The organism is Lelliottia sp. CFBP8978 (assembly GCF_034046055.2).
In the GTDB taxonomy this organism is placed as follows: Bacteria; Pseudomonadota; Gammaproteobacteria; order Enterobacterales; family Enterobacteriaceae; genus Enterobacter.
Genome location: NZ_CM188253.1, coordinates 347,261 through 359,271 on the forward strand (window position 1 = coordinate 347,261; position 12,011 = coordinate 359,271).

Sequence of the window (12,011 nt, forward strand, 5' to 3'; positions counted from 1 at the left end):
AAATAATTTCTATTGTGCTTAATATTATTTGCGCTGTTGGCGCGACGCTGGTGCTTTGTGGGCTACTTCTTGTATTTTGGTTTTTTTTTGTATCAGAACTGGAGAGCAGATTCTATTGGGGGGGAGGGGCCTTTGTTGTTGCATGTCTTGGTTATGTAATTTATCGATACGCATTCCCAAAAATTCATAAGAAATGGGGGGATCATTATTAGTTTTATATCGGCGCTTGGTTTAAATGGATCGTTATGAACATAAAGGACTTTATGCTTGTCATTGTTTTACGGATCGTAGTCAGCATCGGGATGACGTTATGAGATATCAGTAAGGTTTATTCTTTCTACTGCTTCTTCTTTTCTGTCAATCCTACCTCTTTATTCTTGGTGGGGGCCAGTATAGTAGTTTTGTTCATAGGCTATGGACTTTATAAATCCGCCATGAAATATATTTACGATGAGTGGGGATATTATAGGTGGAACTTATCATGTCTGTTAAGTTTTATTTAATATCATTCTGAACGGGACAGGGTTTATAGAAATGGAAAATACATTTAAAATTACAGAGGGTATCCTTAATCGCTATAAGCTAGATATTCCTTCCTGCCCTTATCCATTGGATGTGGAACGTTTTGATGGTTTAGAACAAATGAGTTCTCTCTATCATTATACCATTCGTTTTACCAGTCCCCATCCGGATCTTACGGCTGACATGATGTTAAGTAAAACCGCTACGCTGAGCATGGGGGTGGGGGAACTATTTAATTCTGTTGTCGGTAAAATTGTTCATGGTGTGGTGACAAATTTCCGGCGCCTGACCGGTTCACGCGATCAGGTTACGTATGAAATTATTCTGGAACCTTTTATATCCCTACTGGATAAGCAGTTTCGCACCCATCGTTTCTTCGTCAACAAATCGGTACCGGAGGTTGTCACCGAAGTCCTCCAGGAGCATGGCCTGAAAGGCTGGGAATATGAGTTCACTCTCAAGGCGGAGTATCCGAAGCGCGAACAAATAAACCAGTACCAGGAAAACGACCTCGCGTTTATCGAACGCCTGCTGGCCGAAGTGGGGATTTTTTACTTCTTCACCCTGCAGCCTGATACCCAGACGGAAGTGGTGCACTTCGCGGATAAACAGAGTGCCTGGACGTTCGGTAAAAAACTGCCGCTGAACAGCCCGTCAGGGGCGAATGACAATGCAGTTAACTCTGTGTGGGGCGTTCATGTCAGGCACAACGTGGTGGAGCGCTCGGTCACGGCCAGCGACTATAACCACCGTGAAGCCCAGAATATCCTGACGTCCGCTCCGGCCGACATGACCCGGGGCGATGGTGACGGCATCACGTATGGTGAGGTGTACCACTACCGTCCGCGCCATCTTGAGCGTGGCGACAAGATTAACCCGACAGCCGAAACCGGTAACTTCTGGGCGCGCCTGGAGCATGAACGCTTCCTGTCCACTCAAACCGTGGTGACCGGCAGCAGCACCGATTACACCCTCGGCCCGGCCCAGGTGCTGACTATCACCGAAACCGCTATCCCACCGACGCTGCCGCGTGAAACCGAAAATGGCCTGGTCATCGTCAGCGCCGGTTATACCGCCAGCCGCAAGAATGCCCTGAAAGTGTCATGGGCGGCGATGCCGTACTACGAAAACCGTTGCTGGCGTCCTGCGGCTAAAAAGCGCCCGGTGGTGAGCGGCACCCTGATGGCGCGCGTGACCAGTGCCAAAGATAACGATAACTACGCCTGGCAGGATGCGTCGGGCATGTACCGGGTAAAATTTGATGCTGACCGTGACGACAAGCGTCAGGGCATGGAAAGTATGCCGGTGCGCTTTGCCAAACCCTACGGTGGCGACAAATATGGCTTCCACTTCCCGCTGATACAGGGCACGGAAGTGGCCATTGCCTTTCATGAGGGCGACCCGGACCGGCCGTATATCGCCCATGCCCTGCACGATTCCCGCCATGTGGATCACGTCACCGAAGCCAACAGCACGCGCAATGTTATCCGCACCGCGGGCCTTAACAAGCTGCGGATGGAAGATAAACGCGGTGAAGAGCACGTTAAGCTCAGTACCGAGTACGGTGGCAAGACCCAACTTAATTTAGGGCACAACGTCGATGCGAGCAGGATTCTTCGCGGTGAAGGTGCTGAATTGCGTACCGACAAGTGGGTGGCGGTTCGCGGCGGAGCCGGTGTATTCATTAGTGCGGACAATCAGCCATCCGCCAGTGACAAAATGCTCTCCATGAAAGAGGCTGTGGCACAGCTTGAAAATGCGTTAAGTATTGCCAGAAGCCTGTCAGATGCGGCGGAAGGAGCTCAGGCGTATCCGGCGGATATCCAGAGCCATAAACTGCTAACGGATGCACTGACAGAATTGGCACAGCCGGGGATGGTATTGAACGCACCGCAAGGGGTAAGCATCAGCAGTCCGGAAGGCGTGCGCGTTTCCTCGGGAGGTGCCAGCGTGGGGATCGTGGCGCAAAACAATGCTGATATCAGCGCGATGAAGCGCTTCACGGTAGCGGCAGGTGAAGCCATCAGCTTGCTGGCCCGTCAGGCGGGTATGAAGCTGTTTGCGGCGAAGGGTAAAGTCGAAATCCAGGCACAGGATGATGCGCTGGATGCCATAGCGAAGAAAGACGTTACGGTGACGAGCGCCGAAGGCAAAATTGAAATTACAGCAGCAACGGAACTGGTCATTAACTGCGGTGGTGCCTACATCAAGTTGAGTGGAGGGAATATTGAACTGGGTTGCCCCGGGAATATTTTACTAAAATGTGCCAATGCTCAGAAAATGGGACCGGCCACGTTAAATACCCCGCCTCATACGTTCCCGAAAGGATATGGTGGTGTTTATTCTCTGAAAGATGATGAAGGGAAAATTATTCCCAATACCGAATATAAGGTAACCACGGCGGACGGTCAGATATTTACCGGAACCTCCGATGAACATGGCAAAACGCTGCCCGTTTATACCTCAATGCCCGGCAAATTAAATATTGAGATCATTGGAACCGGCAATCCATCTACAGGGAGTAAATAAGCATGAGTGATTTCCATGCATGGGAAGCCAGTGAGTGCGAGCACTTTACTGATGTGAATGTGTCAGAGAAAACAGTCGTCTGTAAGCGTAAGCCTGTTCCAGGCATTACCATCACCATTGGTATGTTTTTTGATGGTACCGGGAATAACGTTTTTAATATCGATAACCGTCTTTTAAATACATGCACAAATATGGATGTCGGTGTAAATGCAGAGGATGCCGAGTCCTGCTCACGTAAACTAGATATGAGTGATAATGGAGCAGGGAGTTATCTCGGTTATTATTCTAATATCCATTGGTTAAATACGTTGTATACAATTGATGCACAGATAAAAATAGATGAAAAAACAGACTATCAGGTGGCTGTGTATGTAGAAGGTATCGGCACAGCTAGAGATAAAGAAGATAGTTTAATTGGAATGGGTATTGGAGAAGTTTTCGAAGGGGTGACTAAAAAGGTCGATGACGCTATCTCGCAGATTTCTAATCAACTAAAAGCACTGATAGTGACTGATAATAATATTACATGTGCAATTGATAAAATTCAGTTCGATGTTTTTGGTTTTAGTCGCGGTGCAGCCGCCGCCCGTCATTTTGCCAATCGCGTCAGGAATCAAGACAATGTTATACAGCAAGCAATAAAGACTGGTCTGAATGGGAGAAATCAGCACGGAAAACCAGCCGGAGAGGTTCGATTTTTGGGATTGTTTGATACAGTGTGTGCTGTTGGTTCTGTCACGAACCTGTTTGATGTTCATGGCCCGGTTAATCCCGGCGTAGAACTGAAGCTTCCACCAGATATCGCGCAGAAAGTATTTCAGATATCCGCTATGCATGAGGTTCGTTATAATTTCAGTCTGAATAGCATCAAAGATTCCTGGCCAGAACTTGCATTGCCAGGGGTACACTCTGATATTGGTGGTGGGTATAATCCGAATGAGCAGGAATATTACTTTCTGACGGAGCCAGCAGGTGAAAATATCAACGTGAAGGCTGTTAACGAAAATACGCTTGTTTATAAAAATACTGCAGCGAAACTGCCGGATCTAAGGGCTAATCCAGCTCTTGAATATATATTACCTTCTGGAGAGGTAAAGGAAGAGTGTTGGTATGATTATATCGTGGATATGGATGCGCAGCGGGCGGGGACAATAGAGAAGCGCGTAGGGGCAGCTATAACCCTCAAACGTATTGTGTCTAATGACTGGAGTAAGGTCAGTTTGCGGGTTATGCTGGATGCGGCTCAGGAAGCTGGAGGAGTTTTCGATGAAATACTTCCAAAAGATAAAAACCTGTCAATTCATGTTGAGTTGGAAAGTTTATGCCAAAAGGCAATTGCTCAAGGAAAGTCTGTTCGAACTGGTAACGCACTCATTCCTTTTTCCTCCGACGAATTACTGTTAATTGGTAAATATATTCACTGCTCAGCAAACTGGAACGGACTGAAATTTAAGGATGTCTGGCTGGATGGCAAACAAGTGAGGACGATTTATGGTGCGGAGAAGAAAGTGCAGGTTATCGGCTATGTTAATATGCCAAATGAAAATTGGGTGCGGTCGGTCTGGAATATGCAAGGGGAAAAAGCATGAGAATAGTGACGGGTCTGTTCCTCGTTTTGTTATTGACTGGATGTGATAATTCTTCTTCGCAGGGAAAAATTAAAGTTCCCTGGGATAAGATGTATTTTACATTTACCACACCAAAATCGCTTCCTGCCGTGGTTACGCTGGTGAAGTTTCTGGACACAGATGGCTATGGATATGTATTCCGGACTATCGATCAGCCGCAGGGAAACAGTGTGGGGACGTGGGGGGACCGTATTGGCATGGGCATAGCCACCTTTAATAAAGCCGATGCGCCACCACAGATGATAAAGTTTTGCTGGGATTCAATTATCGACAAAAAGGTATATGAGACGACGCTGTTTTTTGCTCCTGATACAAGCAAGAAAATGGAATCCACAGAGCCTGAGTGGGATAATCCTGGCGAGCCTTATTATTTTCTATCAATGGTAATCGGCCTCGCACCTGAGGGGAAAGTTCGGGTCTGGTTGAAAAACAACGGAAAGCCTAACATCGAACAAACGTCAACCAAAATTACGACGGTTTCGGGCGATAAACTTGATATTTGCAGAGGGGAAACAAATTTTCCAAATGGTTATGAATATAGCGATGGTATGAAACAATTTATAAAAGATAAAAAATACCCATATGGGTCATGGTAAATCATTGTGGTTATTTTATTTGTGTGTTTAGGACGGTAGTTTCGATCTTGTGTGGGGTATTGCTTTTTTTATCCTGTAATATGTTAAGGATAATGCATGCAAGTATTGTTGTGTTTATAACCCGCTAATGCAGAATATAAGGTAACCACGGCGGACGGTCAGATATTTACCGGAACCTCCGATGAACATGGCAAAACGCTGCCCGTTTATACCTCAATGCCCGGCAAATTAAATATTGAGATCATTGGGACCGGCAATCCATCTACAGGGGGTAAATAAGCATGAGTGATTTCCATGCATGGGAAGCCAGTGAGTGCGAGCACTTTACTGATGTGAATGTGTCAGAGAAAACAGTCGTCTGTAAGCGTAAGCCTGTTCCAGGCATTACCATCACCATTGGTATGTTTTTTGATGGTACCGGGAATAACGTTTTTAATATCGATAACCGTCTTTTAAATACATGCACAAATATGGATGTCGGTGTAAATGCAGAGGATGCCGAGTCCTGCTCACGTAAACTAGATATGAGTGATAATGGAGCAGGGAGTTATCTCGGTTATTATTCTAATATCCATTGGTTAAATACGTTGTATACAATTGATGCACAGATAAAAATAGATGAAAAAACAGACTATCAGGTGGCTGTGTATGTAGAAGGTATCGGCACAGCTAGAGATAAAGAAGATAGTTTAATTGGAATGGGTATTGGAGAAGTTTTCGAAGGGGTGACTAAAAAGGTCGATGACGCTATCTCGCAGATTTCTAATCAACTAAAAGCACTGATAGTGACTGATAATAATATTACATGTGCAATTGATAAAATTCAGTTCGATGTTTTTGGTTTTAGTCGCGGTGCAGCCGCCGCCCGTCATTTTGCCAATCGCGTCAGGAATCAAGACAATGTTATACAGCAAGCAATAAAGACTGGTCTGAATGGGAGAAATCAGCACGGAAAACCAGCCGGAGAGGTTCGATTTTTGGGATTGTTTGATACAGTGTGTGCTGTTGGTTCTGTCACGAACCTGTTTGATGTTCATGGCCCGGTTAATCCCGGCGTAGAACTGAAGCTTCCACCAGATATCGCGCAGAAAGTATTTCAGATATCCGCTATGCATGAGGTTCGTTATAATTTCAGTCTGAATAGCATCAAAGATTCCTGGCCAGAACTTGCATTGCCAGGGGTACACTCTGATATTGGTGGTGGGTATAATCCGAATGAGCAGGAATATTACTTTCTGACGGAGCCAGCAGGTGAAAATATCAACGTGAAGGCTGTTAACGAAAATACGCTTGTTTATAAAAATACTGCAGCGAAACTGCCGGATCTAAGGGCTAATCCAGCTCTTGAATATATATTACCTTCTGGAGAGGTAAAGGAAGAGTGTTGGTATGATTATATCGTGGATATGGATGCGCAGCGGGCGGGGACAATAGAGAAGCGCGTAGGGGCAGCTATAACCCTCAAACGTATTGTGCCTAATGACTGGAGTAAGGTCAGTTTGCAGGTTATGCTGGATGCGGCTCAGGAAAATGGTTCGAATTTTAATGATATTGACCCCGAAGATCCGGATATGAAATTACCCGATGAACTTGAATTGTTGAGCCAGAAAGCAATTACTCAGGGGATGGCTATCAGAATGGGTCAGGTTCCTGCATCTTTCACATCTGATGAGTTACTGATAATTGGAAAATATATTCACTGCTCAGCTAACTGGAACGGACTGAAATTTAAGGATGTCTGGCTGGATGGCAAACAAGTGAGGACGATTTATGGTGCGGAGAAGAAAGTGCAGGTTATCGGCTATGTTAATATGCCAAATGAAAATTGGGTGCGGTCGGTCTGGAATATGCAAGGGGAAAAAGCATGAGAATAGTGACGGGTCTGTTCCTCGTTTTGTTATTGACTGGATGTGATAATTCTTCTTCGCAGGGAAAAATTAAAGTTCCCTGGGATAAGATGTATTTTACATTTACCACACCAAAATCGCTTCCTGCCGTGGTTACGCTGGTGAAGTTTCTGGACACAGATGGCTATGGATATGTATTCCGGACTATCGATCAGCCGCAGGGAAACAGTGTGGGGACGTGGGGGGACCGTATTGGCATGGGCATAGCCACCTTTAATAAAGCCGATGCGCCACCACAGATGATAAAGTTTTGCTGGGATTCAATTATCGACAAAAAGGTATATGAGACGACGCTGTTTTTTGCTCCTGATACAAGCAAGAAAATGGAATCCACAGAGCCTGAGTGGGATAATCCTGGCGAGCCTTATTATTTTCTATCAATGGTAATCGGCCTCGCACCTGAGGGGAAAGTTCGGGTCTGGTTGAAAAACAACGGAAAGCCTAACATCGAACAAACGTCAACCAAAATTACGACGGTTTCGGGCGATAAACTTGACATGTGTAAAGGAGTGACTAAACATCCGAATGGATATGTTTATTATGGGGAGACTCCCGAGTTTATAAAAGATAAAAAATACCCATATGGGGCATGGTAAATCATTGTGGTTATTTTTTTTTGTGTTTTTTGGATGGTGATTTCGCTCTTGTGTGGAATGTTTTTTATTCTGGAATAAATTAAGGATAATGCATGAAAATATGGGCGGATTTATTCCTGGTTCTGTTATTGACTGGATGTGATAATTCTTCTTCGCAGGGAAAAATTAAAGTTCCCTGGGATAAGATGTATTTTACATTTACCACGCCGAAGGCGCTTCCTGCCGCGGTTACGCTGGTGAAGTTTCTGGACACAGATGGCTATGGATATGTATTCCGGACTATCGATCAGCCGCAGGGAAACAGTGTGGGAGCATGGGGTGATTATATTGGGAAAGGAAAAGCCACCTTTAATAAAGCCGATGCGCCACCACAGATGATAAAGTTTTGCTGGGATTCAATTATCGACAAAAAAGTATATGAGACGACGCTTTTTTTCGCTCCCGATACAAGCAAGAAAATGGAATCCACAGAGCCTGAGTGGGATAATCCAGATAAGCCTTATTATTTTCGTTATATGGTAATAGGGCTGGCTCCGGAGGGGAAAGTCCGGGTCTGGTTGCTGAATAACGGAAAGCCTAACATCGAACAAACGTCAACCAAAATTACGACGGTTTCGGGCGATGAACTTGACATGTGTAAAGGAGTGACTAAACATCCGAATGGATATGTTTATTATGGGGAGACTCCCGAGTTTATAAAAGATAAAAAATACCCATATGGGGCATGGTAAATCATTGTGGTTGTTATTTGTCTGTTTAAGACGGTAGTTCCGCTCTTGCGAGGGGTATTGCTTTTTTTATCCTGTAATATGTTAAGGATAATGCATGAAAGTATTGTTGGGTTTGTAACCCGCTAATGCAGAATATAAGGTAACCACTGCTGACGGTCAGATATTCACCGGAACCTCCGATGAGCATGGCAAAACGCTGCCCGTTTATACCTCAATGCCCGGCAAATTAAATATTGAGATCATTGGGGCTGGCAATCCACCTACAGGGAGTAAATATGCATGAGTGATTACCATGCATGGGAAGCCAGTGAGTGCGAGCACTTTACTGATGTGAATGTGTCAGAGAAAACAGTGGTCTGTAAACGTAAAACTGTACCAGGAATTACCATCACCATTGGTATGTTTTTTGATGGTACAGGTAATAATGTCTTCAATACAGATGAGCGCTTATTGAAAAGTTGTACTCACCTTGATGTTGGTCTTAAAAAAGAAGATCTTGAGCTTTGTACCAAAAAACTGGGGATGAGTGTAAATGGCAGTAGTAGTTTTATGGGATATTATTCAAATATTCATTGGCTAAATACACTTTATTCCGTTGATGATGAGGTTGTTGAGGATAAAACTCAATTTCAGCGTGCTGTCTACGTTCAAGGTATTGGCACACAAAAAGGCATAGAAGACAGCCTGGTAGCAATGGGGACCGGGACTTTATCAGAAGGTGTGGTTGATAAGACTGATGAAGGTGTTTCTCAGATCGCAAAAGAAATCCGAACTCTGCTCGGTGAAGGAAGTGGCATAACAAACGCAATAGAGAAAATCCAATTTGATATATTCGGTTTCAGTAGGGGCGCAGCAGCGGCCCGTCATTTTGCAAATCGCGTCAGAAATAATGATAACGCAATACAGCAAGCAATCACTAAGGGGTTAGATGGCCGAAATCAGCATGGGCAGCCTGCCGGTGAAGTGCGGTTTATCGGATTGTTTGACACCGTTTGCGCCGTTGGGCTTGACCCGCACGATGCCATAAATCCTGGCGTGGATCTTGATTTACCTCCCGATATCGCACAGAAAGTTTTCCAGATAGCTGCGATGCACGAGTGTCGATATAACTTTAGCCTGAACAGTATAAAAGAATCATGGCCAGAACTATCTCTCCCCGGTGTACATTCCGATATTGGCGGTGGTTACAACCCAAATGAGCAGGAATATTATTTTTTAACTAAGCCGAAAAATGAAACGGTAAGGGATAGTGTTCCCCCAGAGATTACTGATGTTTATCGACAGACTGCAGCTGAAACACCTGATTTGAAGGTGTTTCCTAATCTAAGCCCAATAATGGCGAGTGGAGAGATAAAAACTGAAACCTGGTATGACTATCTGGTAAACCATGATAAACGGCGTCAGGAGATAATAGAAAAACGCGTCGGCGCTGCTGTGACGCTTAAGCGAGTTGTCCCTAATGACTGGAGCAAGGTCAGCTTAAGGGTGATGCTTGATGCTGCCCTTGAGGCTGGTAGTGTATTTAATCTTATTAGGAAAGCTAATGAAGATTTAAAATTACCTCCTGATCTAGAGAGCTTGAGTCAAAAAGCGATTAACCAAGGCAAAGCCGTTCGAGGTGGAGGTGTCCCAGTATATTTTACTGCAGCTGAAATTGAATTGATTGGAAAATACATTCATTGCTCAGCAAATTGGAACCCCGTCGAGTTCAAAACGGTATGGCTTGATGGTAAGCATATTGAAAAAATATATGGAGCAGTAAAAGCGACAGAAGTGTTTGGATTTATTAATCGACCAAACCCCGGCTGGACCCGTGCAGTATGGAATATGAAAGGAGAAAAAGCATGAGATTAATTACTATACTCTTATCATTTGCTTTTTTGGTTAGTTGCAACAGCAGTTCGGCCACTGACCAGCAAGGGAAGATTAAAGCCCCTTTTGATGAGTGGTACTTTACCTTTTCGACACCTAAAGCATTACCTGCTCAGGTAACACTTGTAAAGCTTATTGATGTTAATGGTTATGGAAAAGTTTTTCGGACAATCGATCAACCACAAGGGCAGAGTGTGGGGACATGGAGCCAGCATGCCGGAAAGGGAACCTCGCCTTTTAATAAAGCATCTTCTCCCCCGCAAGTTATGCAATTTTGCTGGGATTCAATTATTGACAAAAAAGTTTATGAAACCACATTAGTGTTTTCATCTGAAACTAAAAATAAAATGCTTACTACGGAACCCAGTAACTACAGTCCTGAGGATACTTATTACTTTGAATATGTGGTGATTGGTCTGGCACCAGAAGGAAAAGTAAGGGTTTGGTTAAAAAATAATGGTAGGCCTAACCTTGAGCAGACTGGCACAGAGATTACAACGGTTTCCGGCAAAGAATTAGATATGTGCAAAGGAGTGACTAAAAGTGACTTTAGCTATGGATATGACGACGACACGATTGATTTTATAAAAAACAAAAAATACCCATATGGGTCATGGTGAATCGTTGTGGTTATTTTTTTGTGTTTTTTGGATGGTTATTTCGCTCTTGTGTGGAATGTTTTTTATTCTAGAATATATTAATGATAATGCATGAAAATATGGGCAGCTTTATTCCTGGTTCTGTTATTGACTGGATGTGATAATTCTTCTTCGCAGGGAAAAACTAAAGTTCCCTGGGATAAGATGTATTTTACATTTACCACGCCGAAAGCGCTTCCTGCCGCGGTTACGCTGGTGAAGTTTCTGGACACAGATGGCTATGGATATGTATTCCGGACTATCGATCAGCCGCAGGGAAACAGTGTGGGAGCATGGGGTGATTATATTGGGAAAGGAAAAGCCACCTTTAATAAAGCCGATGCGCCACCACAGATGATAAAGTTTTGCTGGGATTCAATTATCGACAAAAAAGTATATGAGACGACGCTTTTTTTTGCTGCTGATACAAGCAAGAAAATGGAATCCACAGAGCCTGAGTGGGATAATCCAGATAAACCCTATTATTTTCGTTATATGGTAATAGGGCTGGCTCCGGAGGGGAAAGTCCGGGTCTGGTTGCTAAATAACGGAAAGCCTAACATCGAACAAACGTCAACCAAAATTACGACGGTTTCGGGCGATAAACTTGATATTTGCAGAGGGGAAACAAATTTTCCAAATGGTTATGAATATAGCGATGGTATGAAACAATTTATAAAAGATAAAAAATACCCATATGGGTCATGGTAAATCATTGTGGTTATTTTATTTGTGTGTTTAGGACGGTAGTTTCGATCTTGTGTGGGGTATTGCTTTTTTTATCCTGTAATATGTTAAGGATAATGCATGCAAGTATTGTTGTGTTTATAACCCGCTAATGCAGAATATAAGGTAACCACGGCGGACGGTCAGATATTTACCGGAACCTCCGATGAACATGGCAAAACGCTGCCCGTTTATACCTCAATGCCCGGCAAATTAAATATTGAGATCATTGGGACCGGCAATCCATCTACAGGGAGTAAATAAGC

9 protein-coding genes are annotated in these 12,011 nt (G+C 44.1%); all 9 read left to right on the forward strand.

What is annotated here, in order from left to right; all coding sequences use genetic code 11:
• Nucleotides 1–534: 534 nt before the first annotated feature.
• The 9 genes from SOM82_RS01595 to SOM82_RS01635 all read left to right on the forward strand — a co-directional run bounded on the left by SOM82_RS01595 (nucleotide 535) and on the right by SOM82_RS01635 (nucleotide 11,730).
• The gene (locus SOM82_RS01595; protein WP_320461757.1) at nucleotides 535–3,051 is read left to right on the forward strand and encodes a type VI secretion system Vgr family protein; all 2,517 of its coding nucleotides are present in this window, start codon (nucleotides 535–537) and stop codon (nucleotides 3,049–3,051) included.
• Nucleotides 3,052–3,053: 2 nt separating this feature from the next.
• The gene (locus SOM82_RS01600) at nucleotides 3,054–4,640 is read left to right on the forward strand and encodes a T6SS phospholipase effector Tle1-like catalytic domain-containing protein (RefSeq protein ID WP_320461756.1); all 1,587 of its coding nucleotides are present in this window, start codon (nucleotides 3,054–3,056) and stop codon (nucleotides 4,638–4,640) included.
• Nucleotides 4,637–5,275 carry a DUF2931 family protein gene (locus tag SOM82_RS01605; protein ID WP_501083544.1) on the forward strand — a complete coding sequence of 213 codons (639 nt, stop codon included), beginning with the start codon at nucleotides 4,637–4,639 and terminating at the stop codon, nucleotides 5,273–5,275. The genes SOM82_RS01600 and SOM82_RS01605 overlap by 4 nt, the downstream gene beginning before the upstream one ends.
• 281 nt (nucleotides 5,276–5,556) lie before the next feature.
• Nucleotides 5,557–7,143 carry a phospholipase effector Tle1 domain-containing protein gene (locus SOM82_RS01610; RefSeq protein WP_501083545.1) on the forward strand — a complete coding sequence of 529 codons (1,587 nt, stop codon included), beginning with the start codon at nucleotides 5,557–5,559 and terminating at the stop codon, nucleotides 7,141–7,143.
• Nucleotides 7,140–7,778 carry a DUF2931 family protein gene (locus SOM82_RS01615; RefSeq protein ID WP_320461755.1) on the forward strand — a complete coding sequence of 213 codons (639 nt, stop codon included), beginning with the start codon at nucleotides 7,140–7,142 and terminating at the stop codon, nucleotides 7,776–7,778. Before SOM82_RS01610 ends, SOM82_RS01615 begins: the two co-directional genes overlap by 4 nt.
• A gap of 92 nt (nucleotides 7,779–7,870) precedes the next feature.
• Nucleotides 7,871–8,509 carry a DUF2931 family protein gene (locus SOM82_RS01620; RefSeq protein WP_501083546.1) on the forward strand — a complete coding sequence of 213 codons (639 nt, stop codon included), beginning with the start codon at nucleotides 7,871–7,873 and terminating at the stop codon, nucleotides 8,507–8,509.
• A 279-nt stretch (nucleotides 8,510–8,788) separates the two neighbouring features.
• Complete coding sequence (locus SOM82_RS01625) at nucleotides 8,789–10,357, forward strand: T6SS phospholipase effector Tle1-like catalytic domain-containing protein (RefSeq protein WP_320461754.1); 1,569 nt, start codon at nucleotides 8,789–8,791, stop codon at nucleotides 10,355–10,357.
• Nucleotides 10,354–11,001, forward strand: a complete 648-nt coding sequence (locus SOM82_RS01630; protein WP_320461753.1) for a DUF2931 family protein — start codon at nucleotides 10,354–10,356, stop codon at nucleotides 10,999–11,001. Before SOM82_RS01625 ends, SOM82_RS01630 begins: the two co-directional genes overlap by 4 nt.
• 90 nt (nucleotides 11,002–11,091) lie before the next feature.
• Complete coding sequence (locus SOM82_RS01635; protein WP_501083547.1) at nucleotides 11,092–11,730, forward strand: DUF2931 family protein; 639 nt, start codon at nucleotides 11,092–11,094, stop codon at nucleotides 11,728–11,730.
• Nucleotides 11,731–12,011 lie beyond the last annotated feature (281 nt).